This is a genomic window from Anaeromyxobacter diazotrophicus (assembly GCF_013340205.1).
Classification (GTDB): domain Bacteria; phylum Myxococcota; class Myxococcia; order Myxococcales; family Anaeromyxobacteraceae; genus Anaeromyxobacter_A; species Anaeromyxobacter_A diazotrophicus.
This window is the reverse complement of record NZ_BJTG01000002.1, coordinates 366,845-389,358: the sequence shown is the minus strand read 5'-3', so window position 1 is coordinate 389,358 and position 22,514 is coordinate 366,845. Positions and strand designations below refer to the sequence as shown.

Below are 22,514 nucleotides of genomic sequence, written 5' to 3'. Positions count from 1 at the left end.
GGGGCCCGCGGGCGGGGCGGCGCCGGCCGCCCCTTGTGGCCGGGCCGCGGCCCCACTACGCTCCTGCGCTCCGCGATGCCCCACCCCCTCCGCTCCCGCATCGGCCGCAAGCTGCTCCTGGCGGTCGGGGTCCCCTCGCTGGCCGTCTCGCTCCTGGGCGTGCTCTGGGTGCGCTTCGAGACGCGCGAGGCGGCGCCGGGTCTGTGGGGGTTCGCCCTCGCGTTCCTGGGGCTGGTCGCGCTCGTCACGACGGTGGTGCACCTCGTCTCGGTGCGGCTCCTGGTGGAGCGGCCGCTGGCGCGCATCGTCGCGTCGCTGAAGCGCGCCGAGCAGGGGGACTTCCTCCTCCGGGCGCCGGTCGAGACGGAGGACGAGCTCGGCGAGCTCGCCAAGAGCTTCAACACCGCGCTCGCCGCCATCACCGACCTCCACTCGCAGCGCATCGAGGACGCGCGGTCGATGGAGTCCCTGCAGCGCGAGCTCGCGCTCAAGGCGCAGGTGGAGTCCCAGGCGCGGCTCCTCGACCAGGCGAACCAGCGGCTCGAGGTGCGCCTGCGCGAGCTGACGCTCCTCGCCGAGCTGGCGCGCGCCAGCGGCTCCACGCTCCGGCTCGACGACCTGCTCGCGCAGATCACCGCCCGCGTCGGCGGCGCGCTCGGATACGAGTCGTTCGCCCTCTTCCTGGCCGACGAGCGGACCGGCGAGCTGGTGGTGACGAGCACCTTCGGCGTGGACGCCCAGGTGAAGGGGACCCGCGTCCCTCCCGGCGAGGGGCTGGCGGGCCTCGCCGCCAGCGAGCGGCGGCTGGTGCTCGTCCGCGACACCCACGGCGACCCGCGCTTCCCGGTGCAGCGCTGGACCGGGGGCCAGCACGGCTCGGTGGCGGCGGTGCCGATGATCGCGCAGGACGCCTGCGTGGGCGCGCTCGACTTCTTCCGGCCCGCCCCGGACGCCTTCGGCGAGGACGAGCTCCGCTTCCTCGAGTCGGTCGCGGGCCAGCTCGCCATGGCGATCGCGAACGCCCGCCTCCACGAGCGGACGGTGGCGCTGTCCTTGACCGACTCGCTCACCGGGCTCCACAACCGCCGCAGCCTCTTCCAGCGGCTGGAGATGGAGCTCGAGCGGTCGCGCCGCTTCGGCCACGGCTGCGCCGTGGTCATGATCGACGTGGATCGGTTCCGGGAGCTCAACGAGGCGCGCGGGCGGCTCGCCGGCGATACCACCCTCAAGGCGGTGGGCGAGCTCCTGGCGGGGGCGCTGCGGCGCGTGGACGTGCTGGCGCGCGCCGGCGGCGAGGAGTTCGCGGCCGTGCTGCCGCGCGCCGACCGGGCGGCGGCGCTGGAGGTGGCGGAGAAGCTGCGGCGGCTGGTGGAGGAGGCGCCGCTCGAGCACCGCGCCGCCCTCCCCGGCGGCCGCGTCACGCTCTCGCTCGGCCTGGCGGTCTTCCCGGACGACGCCGACGACCTGGCGGCGCTCCTCGACTGCGCGGACGCGGCGCTCTTCGCCGCCAAGCAGGCCGGCCGCGACGCCGTGGTGGCCTACGCCCCCGGCATGCGCGACCGACCCGGCCGCCGGCGCGACGTGCGGGTCACGGGCCGCGTCGGGCCCTGAGGGTCTCGCTCCGCGCAGGCCAGGGCGCCATCGTCTTCATCCCCGCCGACAACCTGAGAGTGGCTTGCTGGGATCTCGACGCGGGCGCCGCGACGGCGCGGTACCGGCTCGTGAGCCGATCTCACGGACGGCGCCGCGGACGTGGGGTCGGCGCCTCGCCGGCGCCGCTCGCCGGACGGTGCCCTGGCTCATCGAGGCGGCGACTGCAGGACGGCCACGCACCTCTCGGCCGGCTGGGACGTGCCTAGGGCGACTTGTGGTGAATCATGAGGCGCAGCGGAGAGAGGGGTTGGGGAGAGGGGCCTCGCAACCCCGGCCGAGGCCCGGCCACGAGCCCCGCCCGCCCCGCGGGTGGTCACTTCCCCTCGCTCTCGCGCGCCTCGGCGGCGGCGACGGGCGCCGGCGTGAGCCGCGCCACGTTGCCCGCCTTGAGGCGCTGGAGCTCGAGCTCCGCCACCCGGAGCAGGCGCGAGCGCTCCTGCAGCGCCGCCTGGAGCCGCTGCGCCTCCTGGCCGCGCAGCTCGTCGCGGCGCGCCAGCTCCTCCTGGTAGCGCGCCTGCGCCTCCGCGAGCGCCCGGAGCGCGCGGGCGTCGGCCTCCTTGCGCTCGAGCTGCAGCTGCGCCCTCGCGCGCGCGGCCTCCTCGACCCGCGCCTCGGCCGCGCTCACCCGCTGGGCGGCGTCGCGCTCGGCGCGCGCCCTCCCCTCCTGCGCCTCGCGCAGCGCGGCCTCCAGGGCGCGCGCCCGGTCGAGGTGCTGCGCCTCGGCCGCCGCGAGCCGCCGCCCGGCCTCCTCGGCCGCGCCGGCCTGCTCGCCGGCGCGCGCCAGCGCAGCGTCGGCCGCGGCGCGCAGCGCCTGCTCCGCCTCGGCGCGCTCGCGCCCGGCCGCGGAGAGCGCCGCCTCCAGCTCCGCCGCGCGGCGCGCCAGGGCCTCGCCCCGCTGAGCCGCCTCGGCCCGCTCGGCCGCGCGCGCCGCCTGGGCGTCGCCCAGCCGCGCGTTCGCCTCGCCCAGCCGCGCCTCCAGCCGCTCGCGCGCTTCGCGCTGCCGCCCGAGCTCCGCCTCCAGCGCCTCGAGCCGCTTCTCGCGCGCCTCGAGCTCGGCCGCGTGCTGCTCGGCCGCGCCCTGCTCCCGCCGCTCGGACGAGGAGAGCGCCTCGGCCCGGGCCGCCAGCTCCTTCTGCAGCGCCTCCTCGCGGCGGGCGCGCTCGGCGGCGGCGGCCGCGAAGCGCCGGTCGAGCTCGGCGGCGGCCTCCGTCTTGCGCGCCAGCTCCTCCAGCAGCTCGCCCTCGCGGCGATCGCGCTCGGCCCCGAGCGCCTCGAGCTGCCGGCGCCAGCCCGCCTCGGCGTCGGCGCGCGCCTGGATCTCCTCGGTCAGCTCCGCCTCGACCCGCGCCCGCTCCAGCTCGCGCGCGGAGACGAGCGCGCGCGCCTGCTCGACCTCCGCCACCCGCGCACGGCCGTCGGCCAGCGCGTGCTCGAGCTCGCCCGAGAGCGCCTGCACCTGCTCGCGCAGCTCCGCCCCCGCGCGCTCCGCCTCGCCGAGCGAGGCCGACAGCGCCTCCGCGCGGCCGGCCGCCTCGGCCTGCCCCGCGGTCAGCGCGGCCTCGCGGGCGGCGGCGGCCGCGAGCACCTCCGCGTGGCCCGCCGCCGCGCGCTCCGCCCCGGCGCGCGCCTCGCCCAGCTCGGCCTCGGCCCGCCGCGCGCGCTCGTCGAGCTCCGCCACGCGCCGCTCGGCCTCGCGCGACAGGGCGTCGAGCGCCACGCGGGCGTCGTCGAGGTCGCGCGCCAGCGCCTCGCGCTGCCCGGTCAGGGCCGCCTCGCGCTCCGCCGCCGCCTGCGCGGCCGCAGCGGCCGCGCGGCCAGCGCGCTCGCCCGACTCCAGCGCGGCCGCGAGCTGCGCGGACAGCTCGCCCTCGCGGGCGCGCCCGAGTCGCTGCACCTCGGCCAGCGCCGCGCCGGTGCTCGCCGCCTCGGCCCGCGCCTGGTCGCGCTCGCCGGTGAGCCGCGCCTCGCGCTCGGCCGCCCCGCCGCGCGCCGCGGCGAGCTCCTCCTCGAGCCCGGCCGTCCGCGCCGCCGCCGCCTCCAGGGCGCGGGAGCGCTCCTCCTCCACCCGCGCCGCGTCCGCCCGCGCCTGGTCGAGGAGCTGGGTGAGGCTCGACATCTCGGCCCGGGCGCCCTCCACCGTCTCGGCCAGCCCGCGCGCGCGCGCCGCGCTCTCCTCGGCCTCGGCCGCGAGCCGCTCGCGCTCGGCGAGCGCCGCCCCGAGCTGCCCCGCCAGGTCCTCGCCCCGCGCCTCCGCGGCGGCGAGCCGCTCGGCGCGCTCCCGCGCCTGCGCCTCCAGCCCGTCGATGAAGGCCGCCCGCTCGGCCAGCCGCGCCTCGCGCTCCTCCACCGCCCGGCGGAGCGCCCCGCCGTCGGCCCGCGCGCGCTCCAGCTCCTCGCGCGTCCCAGCGAGCGCCCCGGCGGCGTCGTCCAGGCGCCGCGCCAGCGCCGCCTCGGCCTCCGCGGCGCGCCGGCGCTCGTCGGCCAGCCCCGCCTCGAGCGCGTCGGCCCGGCCTCGCGCCGCCGCCAGCTCCGCCGCGCGCCGCTCGCCGTCGGCCCGGGCCTCCTCGGCGGCGGCCGCCCGCGCGGCGGCGGCCTCGGCCAGCTCCGCCCGCAGCGCCGCGCCCTCCTCGGCGCGGGCCGCGGCGGCGGCCTCCAGCTCGCCCTCGAGCGCGCCCTGCCGCTCGAGCCGCTCCTGCAGCTCGCGCGAGAGCTCGTCCTCGCGCGCGCGCGCGACGTCCCGGAACCCGCGGTACTCGCCGTCGAGGAGCGCGAGCCGGCCGTCGCGCTCCGCCAGCGCCGCCTCGCCCTCGGCGAGCCGGGCGCCGAGCGCCGCGGCCGCCTCGCTCGCGGCCCTGCGCGCGTCCTCGAGCTCCCGGGCCGCGGCGCCGAGCTGCTGCTCGAGCCCGCGCCGCGCCTCGGCCGCCTCCTCCGCGGCGGCGCGGCCGCGCTCCTCGGCCGCCGCCAGGCGATCCGCGAGCTCCGCCGCCCGCGCCTCGGCCCCGGAGAGCTGGGCCGCGTGATCCGCCGCCGCGCGCTGCGCCGCGGCGCGGGCCTCCTCGAGCTCGGCCGCGAGCGCGCGCTGCGCCGCCCCCGCCGCCTCCAGCGCGGCCTGGTGCCGGCGCGCGTCGGCCTCGGCCGCGTCGAGCTCGGCGGCGCGGCGCCGCTCCAGCTCGGAGAGCGCGGCCTCGCGCCCCGACGCCAGCTCCTGCAGCTCCTGCTCGCGCGCGTCGAACCGCTCCGCCTCCGCCTGGAGCCGCCGCTCCAGCCGCGCGATCTCCTCCGAGGCGCCGTCGAGCGCCCGGCGGCGCTTCCCCAGATCCTCGTCGCGCAGGCGCAGCTCGCGCTCGAGCTCGTGGATCTTGCGCTCGTGGGCCGCCACCACCTCGATGAGGTCCTTCTCCTGGCCGAACTTCTCCAGCAGGAGCCCTTCGATGGAGGCGCCGTGCTCGCGCTCCTTCTCCACGAAGAGGTCGCGCGCCTCCGCCAGGCGGCGCAGGAGGTCCTCCACCTGCAGGCGGACGCCCTGGAGCTCCACGTCCTTCTCGTGGAGCCGGTCGTCGGCCTGGGCGAGGTCGCGCTCACGCGCCTCCCACAGCTCCGCCACGCGGGCGATCTGCGCCTCGCGCGCGCGGAGGTCCTCGCGCAGCACCTCCAGCTTGCCCTCGGGGGTCGCGAGGAGCTGGCGCGAGGGCGGCGGCCGCGGCCGGCGCGCCTCGGCGAGGAGGTCGGCGCGGCGCTCCGAGATGGAGCGGAAGGTGCGCTCGAGGAAGAGCCGGTCCTCGTCCCCCACCGCGCTCCGGCGCGCGCGGCGCGGCACGGGGGGCGGCGCGGGGGCGGCCGGCGCCGAGGCGAGCGGCGCGGGGGGCTCGCCCGGCCGCACCTCGGTCGGACCCTCGTCCACGATGGCGTCGTCCGCCGACTCGAGGGACGCGCTCATGACGAGCAGGTTCGACACGAGCTGGCGGAGCGCCCCGGTGTCGAGCGGCATGCCCAGGTAGCCGTTCGCCGCGGCGGGGGTGCGCGCGTGCTCCTCCAGGGCCTCGTGCGAGGCGTCGGACGAGTAGAGCACCACCGGCAGGCCGGGCCGATCGCGGCGCAGGCGCCCGCACAGCGCGAAGCCCGAGGCGTCCGGGAGCTCAGCCCGGGTGAGCACGAGGTCGGGCCGCCGCGCGGCGATCTCCCGCGCCCCGTCCGCGGCGCTCGCGGCGACGGAGGTCTGGTGCCCGTCGTCGTGGAAGAGCGAGGCGAGCGAGAGCGCGAAGCTGCTGTCCGGCTCGACGATGAGGACGCGCTTGGGTTCCATGAGGGGCCTGGGGCGGGGAGTCTAACCCCCATCTCCCGCGGCAATCTAGGCACGGAGGCGCACCGTCACCTTCCCGCCGAGCAGCCGCTCCATGCGGCGCGCCCGGCCGGGGTCGAGCAGCCCGGGATCACGCGCTCCGACATCCCCGCCGCCCCGCGCGGGTCGCGCCGATCACACCCCCGCGCCCGCGAGGACGTCCGCGAGGCGCGGCCGCGCCTTCTCGAGATCCGCCTCGTGCTTCAGCACGAGCGCGAGCGTCTCCGACACGACCCGCTCGTCGAGGGTCTCGGCCCCGAGCAGCGCGAGCGCCCGCGCCCAGTCGAGCGTCTCGGCGATGGAGGGCGCCTTCTTCAGGTCGAGCTGGCGCAGCTTCGCCACCGCCGCCACGGCCTGGCGCGCCAGCGCCTCGCCCACCTCTGGCGCGCGCGCCCGCACGATGGCGAGCTCGCGCGCCTGGGTCGGGAAGTCGAGGTGCAGGTGCAGGCAGCGCCGCCGCAGGGCGTCGGACAGCTCGCGCGCCGCGTTGGAGGTCAGCACCACCCGCGGCGGCGCCGCCGCGCGGAAGGTGCCGAGCTCGGGGATCGTGACCGCGTAGTCCGACAGCACCTCGAGCAGGAACGCCTCCAGCTCGGGATCGGCCTTGTCGATCTCGTCCACCAGGAGCAGCGCCGGGTCGGCGCTCGTCACCGCCTCGAGGATGGGGCGGGGCAAGAGGAAGCGCCGGCTGAAGAAGACGTCCCCCTGGGCGGCGATGCGGTCGGCGGCCTCGGCGAGCGTCGTCGCGCCCTGGAGCGCCGCCCCCACCTGATCGCGGAGGAGCTGGGTGTAGAGGAGCTGCTTCGCGTACTCCCACTCGTAGATGGCCTGGGTGGCGTCGAGCCCCTCGTAGCACTGCAGCCGGATGAGGCGCCGCCCCGAGGCGGCCGCGAAGGCGCGGGCGAGCTCGGTCTTGCCGACGCCCGCCGGGCCCTCGACCAGGATCGGCTTCGCCAGCCGCTCGGCGAGGAAGACCGCGCCCGCGATCTCGCGCGAGGGGAGGTAGCCCGCCGCCGTCAGCGCCTGCGCGACCTCGTCCGGGGTGTGGAACATCGCGCCAATGTAATGGGAGCGGGAGCGGGTGGGCACGCCGCCGGAGAGCCGAAGTGCGTCGACATGCCGCACCCTTACGCGATACGTCAGAAACCTGACACCGTCCGAGATGGGTCACGGACGGCGGGTGCATGCAGACCCCGGTCTCGGCGATGACCCATGATTTACAGCCTCGTCCCGAGAGTGAAACGAGCAAGCGGCCGATTTTTCTCACAGGCGAATCGACCAGGGTTTCGGCACGCCACTTGAAGAGTACCCGAGACGAGTCCTACCGGAGACCGACCAAGGTGACCCCGCCTCGAAACTCCAGCCTCAAACTCGATTCGCGGGACGCCAGCTCCTCCTTCACTTCCAAGTCGATCGTGGTCGGATGATCGACTCCCCCCACCGTGGGGAGCCCCAGCGAGGGCAAGCCACGGAGTTCAAATAGGGCGCCCCGCGCCCAGAGCTGATGAGGCCGCGAAAGCGGCCTCTCGCTTTTTGTGGGGAGCGCGCTACGCCGCGGCGCGGACGGGCTCGTCCGCGACCGGCGCCGAGGCCGGCGCGGCCGCGGCACCGTCGACCGGCAGCGCCCAGGCCGCGGCGACCGCGCCGAGGCGGAGCACCGCGCCCCCCACCAGCAGCGAGCGGAGCGGCCAGCCGCCCGCCGCGTCGGCGAGCGCGCCCCCGGCCGCCGAGGTGAGGGCGAAGGCGGCGCCGCCCGCCCCGGCGACGGCGGCCAGGTAGAACGGGCGCTCGCGCGCCGGCGCGACCTGGAGCGGCAGCGCGAAGCTCGCCACGCCCTGCCCGCCCAGCAGCACGCCGCCGAGCGCGGTCTCGAGCGCGAGCGGCCAGAGCCGCCCCGGCCCGCTCGCGATCCACGCCCACGGCGAGACCGCCAGGCCCGCCGAACAGACGAGCAGCACCCGGCGCGCGCCCGCACGGTCGACGAGGCGGCCCCAGCCGGCGGCGCTCGCGATCTTGGCCGCCGCGAGGCCGGCGCCCTGCGCGGCCAGGAGCGCGTAGCCGGTGCCGAGGTCGCGGAGCAGGTAGAGCCCGAAGAACGGGGCCGAGAGCCCGCAGGCGCCGTTCCAGGCGACGGCATAGGCGAGCACGCGGCGCGCCCTGGGGTCGCGGAGCGGGCGCACCGCCGCGGCGAACATCCAGCGCGCCGGCTCGCGCCGGGCCGGGCCGGCGTGCTGCCGCGCCATGAGCGCCACGCTGGCGGCGCCGGCCACGCAGGCGAGGAGCGCCAGGAGCTGCAGCACCAGCCCGGCCCCGTCGCCCCGGCCGCCGCGGTCGAGCGCGAGGCCGGCCAGGAGCGCGCACGCGCCGCCCGCCACCGTGCAGAGGGCGGTGCGCCGCCCGAAGTAGCGGCCCCGCGCCCGGGCCGGCACGAGCTCGCCCATCCAGGCGTTCCAGGCGTTGTTGGCGACGATGCCCAGCCCGTGGTGCGCGCCGGCCGCGACGAGCAGGAGCGCGCGGCGGCCGTCCGGGCCGAGCGGCAGGAGCGGCAGGAGCGCCAGCGGGAGGAAGGCCTGGCGCGAGAGGGCGATCGCCGCGAGCGCGGTGCGGCGGTGGCCGAAGCGCGCGGTGAGGAAGGCGCCGGCGAGCTGGAGCACCTGCGCCACCACCGGCAGCGCGCCGACGAGCCCCACCAGCTTCGCGCTCATGCCGAGGTGGAGCGCCCACCCGGTGAGCGCCGCCCCGCCGCAGCAGGCGCTCACCACCTCGGCCGCAGCGCCCTCGGCGGTGCAGGCCGCGAGCGAGGTGCGCAGCCGGGAGGGCGGGCGGTGGTGGAGGGACCGATGAGGGGAGGCCACGGCGTCTCGCCGCGGAACTTACCAGCGGCCGGGACGGCGCCTCAACGTGGGGAGATATCGCCGGACGGGCCCCGGGGTCGGTCAGCGGCGCAGGTCGATGCGGACGTGCAGCGGGCCGCCCTCCACCTCGCCGACCGAGACGTAGGTGCCGCTCGCTGTGCGCGTGAACTGCAAGGTCGCGCGCGCCGGGCCGATCGCGAGCCGGTGGAGCGTGAGGTGGTCGAGCCAGTCCGGCAGCGCCGGCGAGGCGATGTGCAGGGTCCGCCGCGGCGCGTCGGGGAAGATCCCGAGGCAGGCGCGGACGAGCAGGAAGATCGCGCCGCTCGACCACGCCTGGGGCGAGCAGGCGACCGGGTAGTGCACGGGGAACTGCCCCGCGTCGCGCTCGAGCCCGCAGAAGAGCTCCGGCAGCCGGAGGTGGCGGAAGTGCTGGAGGGCCGCCCAGAGCCCGTCCAGCACCTGGCCGGCGCCGCGCGTCTCGCCGTAGCAGGCCATGCCCATGGCGGCGAGCGAGTTGTCGTGCGGCCAGACCGTGCCGTCGTGGTAGCTGAGCGGGTTGTAGGCGCCCTGGCCCTTGGCGAGCGTCCGGATGCCCCAGCCGCTCCACATGGCGGGCGCGAGGAGCGAGGCCGTCACCTGGTGCGCCCGCCCCGCGGGCGCGGCCCGGGAGAAGAGGAGGTGGCCGGGGTTGGAGGTGACCGCGTCCACCTGCCGGCCGGCGCCGTCGAGCGCGAGGGCGTAGGTCTCGGGGCCCGGCATCCAGAACCGTGCGTCGACCTGCGCCGCGAGCGCGTCGGCCGCGGCGCGGAGCCGCTCCGCCTCGCCCTCCCGTCCGGCCGCCGCGAGCAGGTCCGCCATCCGGCGGCGCGCGTCGACGGCGTACCCCTGGACCTCCACCAGCGCGATGGGAGGATCGGCCGGGCGCCCGCTCGCGAACGGGACGCCGTCGTGGCTGTCCTTCCAGCCCTGGTTGCGCAGCCCCTTGCGCGTCCGCCGCTCGTAGGCGAGCAGGCCGTCCGGCCCGGACTGGCGCTCCAGCCAGCCGAGCGCCCGCTCGGCGGCGGGGAGGAGCTCGGCCAGCGTCTGCTGGTCGTCCGTCCAGAGCACGTACTCGGAGAGCAGGACGAGGAAGAGCGGCGTCGCGTCGACGGAGCCGTAGTAGGGCGTGTGCGGCACCTCGCCCGCCCGCGCCATCTCGCCGAACCGGATCTCGTGCGGGATCTTGCCCGGCTCCTCGTCGCGCTCGGGGTCGTCCTGCGTGCCCTGCAGCCGCGCCAGGAACCGGAGCGCCTGCCGCGCGACCTCCGGCGTCGAGAGCAGCGCCTGGAAGCCGGTGATGAGGGCGTCGCGGCCGAAGGGGCAGGTGTACCAGGGGATGCCGGCCGAGATGACCGGCTGGTCGTCGTGGAAGACCTGCAGCGCCTTCAGATCCGCCACCGCCTGCACCAGCGCGCGGTCGAAGACCGCGTTGCTGGAGCTGAACCCGGTGCAGCGCTCGGCCCACTCGGCGTAGGCGCGGTGGGCGGTGGTCGCCCGCTCGCCGAAGGGCCTCGGCGGGCGGGGGCGCGCCCCGTCCACGCCCGCGAACACGCTGAAGGCGAGCGCGCCCGACTCGCCGGGCTCGAGCCGCAGCGCCAGCCGCGCTCCGCCGCCGTCGAACCGGTCCACCTCGATGCGCCGATCCGCCTCGCCGTCCAGGTCGAGCCGGACCTCGGTCAGGTATTCGCGCCCGTCGAGGCCCTGGTAACGGAGGAGCACGCGCCGGCCGTCCACCTCGGGCGCGTGGTACCGCCCCCGCCGCGGGCGCCGGGCCCCGCGGACCTCGAAGGCGTCGGCGAAGTCGGCCGCCCACTCCACCTCGAGCCACTGGCGGATGGGCCGCCCCTGGAAGTTCGTCAGCACGAGCCGGTCGACGAAGACGTCGTCGATGAGCTGGTCGCGCCGCAGGTGGACGTAGTTGACCGGCTCCTTCCCGAGCAGGTCGCCCTCGTGCAGCCCGGTGATGGTGAAGTCGATCTGCGAGACGTAGTCGGTCGAGACCTGGGAGGAGAGGCAGAGCGGCGGCCCGCCCTGCACGAGCAGCTGCCAGCCGGAGAGGTGCCGCGTGTCGGTGAGGAAGAGCCCGAGGTCGCGCGCGCCGGCCGGCGACACGTCGCCGAGCCGGTTCGCGACCAGGAAGAGGTTGCTCCGCTTCAGGACGAGCTTGTCGACGCCCGTCGCCTCGGGCTGCTGCGACGGATCGGCGTATCCGAACAGCCGCTCCGGATCGGCGAACCCCGCCGCTCCCGCGAGCGCGCTCCGCGCGTCAGCTGGCGTAGCTCGCCTCCTCCGGCCCGGCGCCGCCGTGGCGCACGGCGGCCGCGCGCCGGTAGAGCCGCTCGTAATCGCGGACCATCCGCCGCGCCGAGAAGCGCGCTTGCGCCCGCCGCCGGCACGCCTCGCGGTCGAACCGCCCGAGGCCCGCCAGCACGGCCGCCATCTCCTCCTCCCCGTCCACCAGGAATCCGGTCACGCCCTCCTCCACCACCTCCGGCGCGGCGCCGCGCGGGAAGGCGATCACCGGCGTGCCGCACAGCATCGCCTCGATCATGACCAGGCCGAACGGCTCCTCCCACCGCAGCGGCATGAGCAGCGCGCGGGCGCCGGCGAGCAGCTCGAGCTTCCGCTCCCCGGCCACCGTCCCCAGGTGCAGCACGCCCGGGCGGGCGAGCGCGCGCGCGAGCACGGCGTGCCAGGCCGGGGTGGCGTCGCCGGCGTGCACCGCGCCCGCCAGCCGGATGGGCAGCCCGGCGCGCCGGGCGGCGGCCACCGCCACGTCGGGCGCCTTGCAGGGCACCAGCCGCCCCAGGAACACGGCGTCGTCCCGCTCGCCCCGGCCCGCCGGGTAGCGGGCAGGGTCGAGCCCGTGGTGGACGACCTGGCAGGCGAGCTCGGGATGGAGCTGCGCCTGCCGCGCCGAGATGGCGACGAACTCGACCTCCGGGTGGCCGGCGTAGGCGGCGGCCAGCCGCTCGTCGCGCGCGTGGTGCAACGTGTAGACGAGCGGGGCGCCGAGCGCGCCGCCGAGCGGCAACAGGGCGGGCGCGTGGGCGTGCACCACGTCGAAGGGCTCCTCCGCGATGGCGCGCGCGGCCGCGGCGCAGTGGCGCAGCTCCGCCTGCGGCTCGGGCGGCCAGACGGCGCGCGGGAAGAGGAAGCGCACATCCGGCCCGCGGGAGTCGCCGGTGGCGAAGAGGGTGACCTGGTGGCCGGCGGCGGCGAGCCCGCGCGAGAGCTCGTGCACGACGAGCTCCGTGCCTCCGTAGCCGCGCGGGGGTACCGCCACGAAGGGAGTCGAGACGAGGGCGATCCGCACGTGGGTGAAGGTAGGGACGACGCGCCGCGCGATCACGGGGCAGGCGGCGCGGCGCGGCCCGGGCGGCCGGGCCGCGGCCGCGCGCTCATCCGCCCGCCGGGCGTGTTCCTGCGCTAGACTCCGCGCCATGGAAGGTCAGACGACGGGCCCCATCAGCGAGGAGATGTTCCACTCGTTCCTGCAGCTGGCGGTGAAGCGGCAGGCGAGCGACGTCCACTTCGAGGTCGGCTACCCGCCCACGTACCGCGTCTTCGGCGAGCTGCTGGCGGCGAAGTATCCGCCGCTCACGCACGAGGACACGGAGGCCATCGCCAACTTCGTGCTGCAGGCGCCGGGCTCCGGCTTCACCCCGCTCGACTTCCGCGAGGTGGACCGCAGCTACTCCCTGCCGGGCGTGTCGCGGTTCCGCGCCAGCATCTTCAAGCAGCGCGGGAGCTGGGGCGCGGTCATGCGCACCATCCCGTTCGCCATCCCCGACTTCGCCTCGCTCAACCTGCCCGAGGTCGTGCAGACCATCGCCGAGGCGCGGCGGGGGCTCGTCCTCGTCACCGGCGCCACCGGCAACGGGAAGTCCACCACCATCGCCGCCATCATCAACCACATCATCCAGCAGGAGCGGCTGCACGTGGTGACGGTGGAGGATCCGATCGAGTTCATCTTCCAGGCCGGGAAGGGGCTCATCATCCAGCGCGAGGTAGGGGCCGACACGGCCAGCTACTCCGACGCGCTGCGCGCCGCGCTCCGCCAGGACCCGGACGTCATCATGGTGGGCGAGCTGCGCGACCGAGAGGCGGCCGACATCTGCCTCAAGGCGGCCGAGACCGGCCACCTCGTCATCACCTCCCTCCACACCCCCGACGTGACGCGCTCCATCGGCCGGGTGGTGGGGCTCTTCCCCGCCGACGAGCAGGACACGGTGCGGGCGCGCTTCGCCGACAACCTGCAGGCCATCGTGTCGCTCCGGCTCTTGCTCCGGGCCGACGCGGCCGGGCTCATCCCCGCGGTCGAGGCGCTCCTCGCCACCTCCACGGTGCGGGAGGCGATCCGCGAGGGCGGCGCGCGCGTCCAGGACCTCCGCAACTACATGGACACCGCCGGCGCCGACCTCGGGATGCACAGCTTCGACCAGTACCTCTACAAGCTGCACGAGGCCAAGCGCATCTCGCTCGACACCGCCCTCGGGAACGCGACCTTCCGCGCCGACCTCGAGCGCCGCATCCTCATCGAGACCGGGGGCCGCAGCGCGTGACGCCGGCCGGCCCGCTCCCCTCGCGCGCGCTCGTCGTCGGCCAGGACGCCGATGTCTGCGCCGCGCTGCACCTGCACCTCGACCGCGCGGGGTGGCAGCTCTTCTGCGTGCCCTCGCAGGAGCTGCTCGAGCCCCTGCTCCGGACGGTGGCGCCGCACGCCCTCATCCTGCTCCTCCCCGCCTCGCCCGACGCGTCGTGGGGCGGCGCCCTGACGGCCGCCGCCAGCGCGGCGCGGGTGGGGGTGCGGGTGGTGGTGGTGGCCCCCTCGCGCGACGTGGTCGAGCCGCTCGCCGCCGTGGCCGGCGCCGAGCGGGCCCTCGCCCGCGCGGAGGTGCTTTCGCGGCCGCTGTCGGTGATCGAGCGGCTGCCCGGCGCCGCGCCGGCCGCGGCCTCACCCTACGCCGCCCCGGCCGCCCGCCCTCCGCCGCCACCCCCGCCCGCCCGCGCCCCCGCCGCGCTGGCCGACGTGGTGCCGCCGGCGCCGCGCCCGCCCGCGCGCCCGAACGTGGACCTCATGGCGCTCATCGACGAGGAGCTGGTCGACGAGCCCCGCAGCCGGCCCAAGCAGACCCGCGTCGAGGTGAACGTGAGCCTCGTCTCGGAGCACAACTTCTACGTGGGGGCGACGCGCCGGGTGGACTCCGGCGGCGTCTTCATCTCCACCATGCTCCCGCCGCCGCTCGGCACGATGCTCCAGGTGCGGCTCGGCCTCGCCGACGGGCGGCGGCTCGAGGTGGAGGGGGTGGTGACCTTCATCCGCGAGAAGAGCGCGATCAGCGGCCGGCAGCCGGCCGGCTGCGGGGTGAAGCTCCACAACCTCCCGGGCTGGGCCGTGGACGCGATCGACCGCTTCCTGCTGGCGCGGCCGCCGATCGTCTACTCGGCCTAGCGCCGGCTCAGTCGTCCACCGCTCGATCCGTCCGGCGGACGCCGAGCAGGTAGGGCTCGACGAACTGGTCGAGGTCGCCGTCGAGCACCTCGTCCACCTTGCCCGTCTCCACCCCGGTGCGGAGGTCCTTCACGAGCCGGTAAGGCGCGAGGACGTAGCTGCGGATCTGCGAGCCGAAGTTGATGTCCTTCTTCTGCGCCTCGGCCGCGTCGAGCACCGCCTGCCGCTTCTTCTCCTCGTACTCGTAGAGGCGGGCGCGCAGGATCTTCCACGCCATCGAGCGGTTCTTCTGCTGGCTGCGCTCGTTCTGCATCGCCACGACGATGCCGGTGGCGAGGTGGGTGATGCGCACCGCCGAGTCGGTCTTGTTGACCTTCTGCCCGCCGGCGCCGGAGGAGCGGTAGGTGTCGATGCGGACGTCGGACTCCTTGATGTCGATGACGATGTCGTCCTCGATCTCCGGCGTCACGTCCACCGCGGCGAAGCTGGTCTGGCGGCGCGCGGCCGCGTCGAAGGGGCTCATCCGGACCAGCCGGTGCACGCCCTTCTCGGCCTTGAGGAAGCCGTAGGCGAACTCGCCGCGCACGAAGAAGGAGGCGGAGGAGATGCCGGCCTCCTCGCCCGCCACCAGGTCGGCGGGCTCGACCTCCCAGCCCTTCCGCTCGCAGTAGCGCGTGTACATCCGGTACAGCATGGCGGCCCAGTCCATCGCCTCCACGCCGCCCGCGCCGCTCTTCACCTCGACGATGGCGCCGGCGCGGTCGTGGGGCCCGGAGAGCATCCGCTCGAACTCGAGCTTCTCGACCAGCTGCGCCGCCGCGCCCGCGTGCTGCGCCGCCTCGGCGCGGGTGGCGTCGTCCTTCGCCTCCTCGCCGAGCTCGTGCAGGACCCGGGCGTCGTCCACCGCCCGCGCGGCGCGGTCGAACCCGGAGACGCTCGCCTCGAGCTGCGCCTTCTCCTTCAGCAGCCCCTGCGCGCGGGCGTTGTCGCCCCAGAAGCCGCCGTCCTCGGACAGCCGCGCGATCTCCGCGGCGCGGTTCCGCTTCCGATCGACGTCAAAGAGACCCCCGCAGCGCCTCCAGGCGCCGGGTCAGATCTTCGAGCAGCTGGTCGGTCGGTGCAGCCATCTGATTCACCCGGTGGAGTCGCGCCGCTTGCGTGGCCCGCGGACCGCCAGCGCCAGCGCGGCGGCGGCCCACGCGCTCGCGGCGTACGCGAAGAGGTCGCCGACTCTAGTGTAGAGGGTACGGCCTCGCAAGAGCGGGACCGACCCCACCAGGAGCCGTGGCGGCTCGGCCGGATCCGGCGCCAGGTCGGGGTCGACCGGCCCGACCGGCAGCGCGCCCGGCTGCACCTCGCCCGTCGGCTCGATGAGCGCGCTCACCCCGGCGTATGCCGGCCGCGCCACGGCCTTGCCCGCCTCGATGGCGCGCAGCTGCACCATGGCGAGGAACTGGTACGGGCCGGACGAGTAGCCGTACCAGGCGTCGTTGGTGGGGTTCACGAGCAGGTCCGGATCCTCCGCGGCGAACGCGACGTTCACCTCCGGGAAGATGGCGTCGAAGCAGATCATGGGCGCGAGCCGCACCTCCCCCGCGAGCGCCGAGGTCGAGGTCGGCACCCCGGTCGCGGTCGCGGTCGGCACCCCGGTCGCGGTCGTGCTCGCGGTCGTGCTCGCGGCCGAGGTCGAGGTCGCGGTCGAGGTCGCGGTCGAGGTCGCGGTCGGCGCGAAGCTGAGCACCCGCAGCGCCGCCCCCGGCCGCTGCGGCACCATCTGCGGCACCACCGACCGCAGCACCGACCCGAGCAGGTCCTGCAGCGGCACGTACTCGCCGAACGGCACGAGGTGGTGCTTCGCGTACCGCCCCTGGACCTCCAGGTCGGGGCGCAGCAGGAACACGCTGTTCGAGCCCTCCGCCACCGGCTTGCCGTCGCGCCCCATCCGCTCGTCGTAGGTGCCGGCGCCGAGGAGCAGCCACGCGTGCTGGAGCGCGGGGAGCCCGGAGCGGCGGTCGGCGAGCGAGTCGGGATCCGGCGGGAGGAGCAGCGGGTAGGCCGCCTCCGGCCAGGCGATGAGGTCGACCCCGCGGCGATCGGCCTCGAGCGTGAGGGGCAGGTAGCGCTCGAGGATGAACGCGCCGTAGCTCATGCGCTCGTTCTTCACCGCCTGGTTCACGTTGCCCTGCACGAGCGCCACCGAGAGCCGGCGCGCCGCCGCGGCGCGGGCGCGGACGGCGCCGAGGTGCGCGGTCCCCCAGGCGGTCACCGCCGCGACGAGGAGCGCGGTCCCGGCGGCCAGCCGCCACGGAGGCCGCCGCCCGTCCAGGCGCGCGCGGACGAGCGCGTGCACGGCGCAGTTCACGAGGACGACCAGCGCCGCGATCCCGTACACGCCGGTGAGGGCGGCGAGCTGCGCCACCGCGAGGTGCCGCGCCTGCAGGTAGCCGAGGTTCGCCCACGGGAACCCGGTGAAGAGGTAGTTCCGGGAGAGCTCGGCGGCGGTCCAGGTGGCGGGGAGGTGCGTCCACCACGGCCAGTTGAGCCGCCAGCGGATGAACCAGGAGGCCGTGAGGGCGGCGGCCCAGTGCGCCGCCATGAACAGCACGAGCAGGCTGAGGCCGAGCAGCGCCACCGGCATCGGCACGCCGCCGAACGCGGTCATCGCGTGGTTGACCCACCAGATGGCGGCGTAGAAGTAGGCGAGGCCGGCGAGGAGCCCGATCCCGAGGGCCGACTTCCAGGTGGTGGCGCGGTCGAGCGCGAGGAGCGCCGGGACCAGCGCCACCCAGCAGAGCCACTCGAGGTGGCCGGCGGGGTCGATCGGGCGCAGGGACAGCCAGGGGAAGCACTGGGGCAGCGCCAGCGCCATCGCGAGGCCGCTCGCGACGGCGAGGAGGAGCATGCGGGGGCGCGTCATGGCATGGCCACCCGCGACCGCGACCGCGACCGCGACCTCGACCTCGACCTCGACCTCGACCGCGAGCTCGACCGCGAGCTCGACCGCGACCGCGACTTCGACCGCGCCTGTGACTCCACCTTCGATCCCGATCCCTCCAGCGCGGCCGCGGTGACCATCCCCTGCCCCACCAGCGCGTCCTCCGCCCGCGCCATGCGGCGCGCGTCGGCGGGGCGCTCGTGGTCGTGCCCGAGGAGGTGGAGGAGCCCGTGCGCGAGGTAGCGGTCGAGCTCGTCCCCGAGCGCGCGGCCCTCCTCCGCGGCGGCGCGGCGCGCCGTGTCGAGCGAGATGACGACGTCGCCGAGCAGCGGGCCCGGGCCGGCGGCCGGGAAGGAGAGCACGTCGGTGGCGCGATCCTTCCCGCGCCAGCGGCGGTTGAGCGACCGGATGGCGCGGTCGCCGACCAGGAGGAGCGAGAGCTCCGCCGACGGGAGCGCCAGCGCCGCGAGGTAGCGGCGCGCCACCCGCGCCAGCCGCCGCGCCGCGGCGGCGCCGCGCGCGTGCTCGCTCCGGGCGTGGACGGTCACGGGCCGCGCCGCTCCGAGCCGAGGAGCTGCAGCCCGCCCGGCGTGGGCTCCGCCGCCGGCGCGGCCTCGTTGTCCCCGTAGCCGGGCCGGTCGTGGTAGACGGCCGCCAGCGCCCCCACCATCGCCGCGGCGATGGCGTTCAGGTCCTTGAGCGTCAGCTCGCAGTCGTCGAGCTGCCCCTCGCTGAAGATCTCGTTGATGCGCCGGTGCACCAGCACCCGCAGGCGCTCCGGGGTCGGATCGGGCAGCGCCCGCGCCGAGGCCTCGCAGGCGTCGGCGATCATGACGAGCGCGATCTCCCGCGTCTGGGGCTTGGGCCCGGCGTAGCGGAACAGCGCCTCGTCGAGCGCGGCGGCCTCGCCGTCGCCCCGCCGCTGCTGCGCCTTCGCCCAGAAGAACGAGACGAGCCGCGTGCCGTGGTGCTGCGGGATGGCGTCCGCCACCGCCCGCGGCAAGCCCCAGTGCCGCGCCAGCTCCAGGCCGTCGGTCACGTGCCGCTTCACGATGAGCGCGCTCATGGACGGGGCGAGCTGCTCGTGGCGGTTCTCGCCGCGCTGGTTCTCCGCGAAGTAGAGCGGGTTCCGGATCTTCCCGAGGTCGTGGTAGTAGGCGCACACCCGGGCCAGGAGCGCGTGCGCCCCGATGCGCTGCGCCGCGGCCTCCACCAGCGACCCCATGATGACGGCGTGGTGGTACGTCCCGGGCGCCTGCACGATGAGGTCCTTCAGCGCCGGGTGGTTCAGGTTGGCGAGCTCGAGCAGCTTCACGTCGGTGAGGTAGCCGAAGGCCCACTCCACGAGCGGCAGGCTCCCGACCGCCACCATGGGCAGGAGCACCGCGCCCGAGGCCGCCGCCGCCAGCGCCGGCGCGACCGCCTCGGAGAGCGCCCGGCCGGTGAAGAGGTGGGTGGCGAGCACGAGCAGCGCCCCCAGCGTCCCCACCGCCGCCCCGACCCGGAAGAGCCCCGCCCGGTCGCGCGCCCGCGCCACCAGCCCCGACGCGGCGACCGAGGTGAGCAGCGCGTGCACCGCCAGGAAGAGCGAGTTGGAGGCCACCAGCCCCACCAGCGCGGCGCTCGCGACGGCGAAGAGCAGCGCCACCTCGGCCGAGAGCACGCTCCGGACGAGCAGCGTGCCGGCGGCGAACGGCACCAGGTAGAAGAAGGTCTCGGGCGAGAAGCGCGGGAAGCGATCGTGCAGCGCGTCGCCGACGCCGAGGCCCGCTGCGGCGAGCGCGGTGGCGCCGAGCAGCGTCACCGCCAGCAGGAGCGCGTCCTTGCGGGTGGGGTGGAAGCCGGCCACGTTGCGGCGCGCGTACCGCCAGAGCAGCACCAGCAGCACGCCCACGAGCAGCCCCGCCCCGAGCCGGACCAGCACCACGTCGGCCGGCCGGGTCTGCTCCCGGATCCCGCGGAACAGGAGCAGGTGCCGGCGCTCGATCACCTCGCCGTCCCCGACGATCTTCTCCCCGCGCCGCACGTGCACCGCCACCGGCTTCACCCGGTCGGCGGCGTCGCGCTGGCGCGCGGCCGTCTCGGCCAGGTCGAAGACCAGGGTCGGCTGCGCGAGCGCCACGGCGGCGCGCCCGAGCGCCGCGCGCAGGCCGGGCGTCACCGGCGCGGGGAGCGCGTCCGCGGCGCGCTGCGCGTCCACCCGCGCCTCGTCGAGGTCCCGGATCACCGCCGGGTCGAGCAGCAGGTGCTCGCCCTGCGCGACGCCGTGGCGCAGCGTGCGCGCCACGATGCCCCGCTCATGGGCCTGCGCCAGCGCGCGGCGGTCCTCCACCACCTTGCCCGAGAGCGCGTGGCCGGCGAGCGCGATGAGCGGCGCCTCGAGCTGGGCGTCGAAGCGCGCGGCGGCGAGCGCCTGGTAGTCCGCGTCGGAGAGGCGGACGCCGAGGCGCGCCTCGAAGGCGGCCCGCTCGGCGAGCGCTGCCCGCTGCAGCTCGCGCGCGCCCTCCCGCCGCCGGCCCTCGCCGTGGCGCAGCCGCGCCTCCGCCAGGCCGTCGCGCGCCAGGGTGAAGGCGTCGCGGATGCGCAGCGCGGCCACCTCCGGCGCGCTCTCGTCCCAGTCGAAGACCGGCCGCTCCGCGGCGACGGCGGCGGCGCGCTGCTCGCGCGTCGCCTCCTCGTCCACCACCTCGTAGTCGCGGGCCGCCTTGTAGTTGCCGAGCGCCGGCGTGCCGAGCGCGTCGTCGCCGGGCGTGCGCTGGGTCAGCGCGCCGGGGGCGAGCAGCCAGGCCGAGCCCCCGGCGAGCAGGGCGACGAGCAGGGCCTCGAGCAGCGCGCCGCCGCGCACGGCGCGGGCGAGCCGCGCCGCCCAGCCGGGGGGCTGCCGCGAGGGATCGGGGTTCTCCACGAGGGCGGGAGCCTCGCACCGGCGGGGGGGAAACGCAACGGCCCCGGTGCGCCGAGGTGGGAGCCGGATCACCCGCCGTCGTCGCTCGCCTCGGCGCCCGCGCGGAGCGCGGCGCGCGCGGCGCGCTCCTGCTCCCGCTGCTCCTTCTGCGCCTTCCGCTCGGCGTCGAAGAGGTCGTACGCGCGCACCACCTCCTGCACCAGCGGGTGGCGCACCACGTCCACCTCGCTGAAGGCGCAGAACGCGATGCCCTCGATGCCCCGCAGCACCTTCTGCACCTCGAGCAGGCCGCTGGCGCGCCCGGAGGGGAGGTCCACCTGGGTCACGTCGCCGGTCACCACCGCCTTCGACCCGTAGCCGAGGCGGGTGAGGAACATCTTCATCTGCTCCGAGGTGGTGTTCTGCGCCTCGTCCAGGATCACGAACGCGTCGTTGAGCGTGCGGCCGCGCATGAAGGCGAGCGGCGCGACCTCCACCGTCCCGCGCTCGATGAAGGCCGACGCCTTCTCGTAGTCCACCATGTCGAAGAGCGCGTCGTGCAGCGGGCGGAGGTACGGGTTCACCTTCTCCGCGATGTCGCCCGGCAGGAACCCGAGCTTCTCGCCCGCCTCCACCGCCGGCCGGCACAGCACGATCCGCTTCACCTTGCGCTCGATGAGCGCGGAGACCGCCATCGCCATGGCGAGGTAGGTCTTGCCCGTCCCGGCCGGCCCGATGCCGAACACGATGTCGTTGTCGCGGATGGCCTGGATGTACCGCTTCTGCCCGAGCCCCTTGGGCGTGATCACCCGGTGGCGCGCCGAGACGTAGACGGTGTCCCCGAAGATCTCCTTGAGCGCGACCCCCTGCCCGGAGAGCTTCGTCGCCTGGTCCACGTCCTCCAGGTAGAGCGGGTAGCCGGACGCGATGAGCTCGTACAGCTCGCGGAGCAGCGCCTCGGCCTGCGCCACGCGCTCCTCGGAGGCCCCGCTGACCACGAGCTGCCCGCCGCGCGAGCCCACCTGCACGCCCAGCCGGCGCTCGATGAGCTTCAGGTGCTCGTTGTGGGCCCCGCACAGCGCCCTCACCCTGTCGTTGTCGTCGAACTCGATGCGGGTGGTCTTCTGCTGCGCCGTCGCGGGCTGACTCAAGCGTTCCTCCGGGCGGGCGGCTGGACCGCGCGCGCCGCACCTATAACGGTCCCCGCGCCGCTGGCGCCAGCGTCGAGACCCCGCGGGTCGCGCGGATCAGGGCAGCGGCGGGAGCAGCACGAACCCGCCGTCCGGGGTCCTGCGGTAATGGTACTCCTCGCGCCAGGGCCAGCGCAGGTCCGCCGGCGCGGCCAGGTCGGCCTCCACCAGCTCCGCGAGCCGCTGCGGGTAGCTGCCGCGCTCGAGCCGCCACACCTCGAGCGCCCCGGCCAGCCGCGCCAGCTGGTGGCGGGCGAGCAGGCGCTGGGCGGCGCCCTCCTCGAGCGAGGGGCCGGCGTGGACGGTCGCGCGGTGCCGCTCGGCGGCGAGCCAGGCGCCGCCCGCCAGCGCCCCGGAGAGGAGCGCGGTGGCGGCCAGCCCGGCCGCGCCGCGCCGCAGCCGCTGGCGCCAGCTCCGCGCGTACGCGCCGACGCCGGCGGCCGCCGAGCGCCGCGGCGCCGGTACCGCCTTGAGGCACCCCATGTTCACCAGCGTGAGGAGCGCCTTGCAGGTCTCGAACTCGCCCAGGCGCGAGAGGTCGACCAGCTTCTCCACCGTCCGGCCCGGCTCCGCCAGGGCGTGGACCCGGCGCTCGGCCGGCCCGGCCGACTCGTCGGCCGGCAGCGGCGCGCGCCGGAGGAAGGTCATCGCCGGGGACGAGATCTTCCGGCGCACCATCGGCCACTCGTCGACCCGCCGGAACCCCTCCATGAGGAGGGCCTCGGCGCGCATGGGCACGACCGTGCCCGCGTCGAACTCCACCGCCCCCGGCTCGAAGTCGTAGGTCCCGCTCTTCCACTCGAAGAGCCGGTAGATCGTCTCGGTGGTCTGGAGGGTCGTCACCTCCTTCAGGTCCTGCTTCGTGACGAGCTCCAGCTCGACCAGGATGTCCCCCAGCCGCCGCAGCGTCCGCCCCTGCACCTGGAGCGCCCGCGCCAGCGCCTCGCGGCTGAGGAGCTCCGCGCGGACCAGCATGGCGCCGAGCCGCTCCTTCTGCTTGCGCCGGGCGGACTCCGCCGAGACCACCGCCCCGTCGGACAGCACGACGTGGATCTCCTCGTCGGCGCTGGCGAGGTGGAGCACGCCGCTCTTCGCCTGCTGCCCGATGAGCTGCAGGATCTCGGCGATCCCGAAGTCCTTGAGCGTGCCGGTGAGCGCCATGGC

General features: G+C 76.4%; 14 protein-coding genes. 3 read left to right on the top strand and 11 right to left on the bottom strand.

All coding sequences use genetic code 11. From position 1 onward, the window contains the following. Positions 1 to 75: 75 nt before the first annotated feature. Positions 76 to 1,611, top strand: a complete 1,536-nt coding sequence (locus HWY08_RS04770) for a sensor domain-containing diguanylate cyclase (protein WP_176063466.1) — start codon at positions 76 to 78, stop codon at positions 1,609 to 1,611. A gap of 355 nt (positions 1,612 to 1,966) precedes the next feature. Here HWY08_RS04770 and HWY08_RS04765 read toward each other — a convergent pair whose 3' ends face one another. From HWY08_RS04765 to HWY08_RS04745, 5 genes are all read right to left on the bottom strand, one after another. Then, entirely contained in the window at positions 1,967 to 5,956 is a 3,990-nt protein-coding gene (locus tag HWY08_RS04765; RefSeq protein ID WP_176063464.1) for a response regulator, read from the bottom strand. A gap of 171 nt (positions 5,957 to 6,127) precedes the next feature. Then, positions 6,128 to 7,045: an AAA family ATPase gene (locus HWY08_RS04760; protein WP_176063462.1), complete on the bottom strand. Its 918-nt coding sequence runs from the start codon at positions 7,043 to 7,045 to the stop codon at positions 6,128 to 6,130. 494 nt (positions 7,046 to 7,539) lie between these two features. Beyond that, entirely contained in the window at positions 7,540 to 8,847 is a 1,308-nt protein-coding gene (locus HWY08_RS04755; RefSeq protein ID WP_176063459.1) for an MFS transporter, read from the bottom strand. An 81-nt stretch (positions 8,848 to 8,928) separates the two neighbouring features. After that, positions 8,929 to 11,103: an amylo-alpha-1,6-glucosidase gene (locus HWY08_RS04750; protein ID WP_255499535.1), complete on the bottom strand. Its 2,175-nt coding sequence runs from the start codon at positions 11,101 to 11,103 to the stop codon at positions 8,929 to 8,931. A 49-nt stretch (positions 11,104 to 11,152) separates the two neighbouring features. Next, entirely contained in the window at positions 11,153 to 12,202 is a 1,050-nt protein-coding gene (locus HWY08_RS04745; RefSeq protein ID WP_176063457.1) for a glycosyltransferase family 4 protein, read from the bottom strand. 127 nt (positions 12,203 to 12,329) lie between these two features. Here HWY08_RS04745 and HWY08_RS04740 point away from each other — a divergent pair, with 127 nt between their 5' ends. Together HWY08_RS04740 and HWY08_RS04735 are read left to right on the top strand one after the other, a co-directional pair. Continuing rightward, positions 12,330 to 13,451 carry a type IV pilus twitching motility protein PilT gene (locus HWY08_RS04740; protein WP_176063455.1) on the top strand — a complete coding sequence of 374 codons (1,122 nt, stop codon included), beginning with the start codon at positions 12,330 to 12,332 and terminating at the stop codon, positions 13,449 to 13,451. Further along, positions 13,448 to 14,341, top strand: a complete 894-nt coding sequence (locus HWY08_RS04735) for a PilZ domain-containing protein (protein ID WP_176063452.1) — start codon at positions 13,448 to 13,450, stop codon at positions 14,339 to 14,341. Before HWY08_RS04740 ends, HWY08_RS04735 begins: the two co-directional genes overlap by 4 nt. A gap of 7 nt (positions 14,342 to 14,348) precedes the next feature. Here HWY08_RS04735 and prfB read toward each other — a convergent pair. The 6 genes from prfB to HWY08_RS04705 all read right to left on the bottom strand — a co-directional run bounded on the left by prfB (position 14,349) and on the right by HWY08_RS04705 (position 22,511). After that, positions 14,349 to 15,468 (bottom strand): peptide chain release factor 2 gene (gene prfB / locus HWY08_RS04730; protein WP_235969458.1). Its coding sequence is split into 2 segments (ribosomal slippage): positions 14,349 to 15,398 and positions 15,400 to 15,468, totalling 1,119 coding nucleotides; the frame shifts between segments, so codons are not numbered across the junction. 5 nt (positions 15,469 to 15,473) lie between these two features. Continuing rightward, positions 15,474 to 17,258: an apolipoprotein N-acyltransferase gene (gene lnt / locus HWY08_RS04725; RefSeq protein WP_176063450.1), complete on the bottom strand. Its 1,785-nt coding sequence runs from the start codon at positions 17,256 to 17,258 to the stop codon at positions 15,474 to 15,476. Next, complete coding sequence (ybeY, locus tag HWY08_RS04720) at positions 17,255 to 17,824, bottom strand: rRNA maturation RNase YbeY (protein WP_176063448.1); 570 nt, start codon at positions 17,822 to 17,824, stop codon at positions 17,255 to 17,257. The genes lnt and ybeY overlap by 4 nt, the downstream gene beginning before the upstream one ends. Continuing rightward, entirely contained in the window at positions 17,821 to 20,181 is a 2,361-nt protein-coding gene (locus tag HWY08_RS04715) for an HD family phosphohydrolase (RefSeq protein ID WP_176063446.1), read from the bottom strand. Before HWY08_RS04715 ends, ybeY begins: the two co-directional genes overlap by 4 nt. Positions 20,182 to 20,249: 68 nt before the next feature. After that, positions 20,250 to 21,311 (bottom strand): PhoH family protein, encoded by a 1,062-nt coding sequence (locus HWY08_RS04710; protein WP_176063444.1) that lies wholly within the window; start codon positions 21,309 to 21,311, stop codon positions 20,250 to 20,252. 96 nt (positions 21,312 to 21,407) lie between these two features. Then, complete coding sequence (locus HWY08_RS04705) at positions 21,408 to 22,511, bottom strand: DUF4388 domain-containing protein (protein WP_176063442.1); 1,104 nt, start codon at positions 22,509 to 22,511, stop codon at positions 21,408 to 21,410. Positions 22,512 to 22,514: the final 3 nt, after the last annotated feature.

Excerpts from the sequence above, each read along its gene's own strand:
- HWY08_RS04770 (WP_176063466.1), top strand. The coding sequence starts at position 76 with ATGCCCCACCCCCTCCGCTCCCGCATCGGCCGCAAGCTGCTCCTGGCG.
- HWY08_RS04765 (WP_176063464.1), bottom strand. The coding sequence starts at position 5,956 with ATGGAACCCAAGCGCGTCCTCATCGTCGAGCCGGACAGCAGCTTCGCG.
- HWY08_RS04760 (WP_176063462.1), bottom strand. The coding sequence starts at position 7,045 with ATGTTCCACACCCCGGACGAGGTCGCGCAGGCGCTGACGGCGGCGGGC.
- HWY08_RS04740 (WP_176063455.1), top strand. The coding sequence starts at position 12,330 with ATGGAAGGTCAGACGACGGGCCCCATCAGCGAGGAGATGTTCCACTCG.
- lnt (WP_176063450.1), bottom strand. The coding sequence starts at position 17,258 with ATGACGCGCCCCCGCATGCTCCTCCTCGCCGTCGCGAGCGGCCTCGCG.
- HWY08_RS04705 (WP_176063442.1), bottom strand. The coding sequence starts at position 22,511 with ATGGCGCTCACCGGCACGCTCAAGGACTTCGGGATCGCCGAGATCCTG.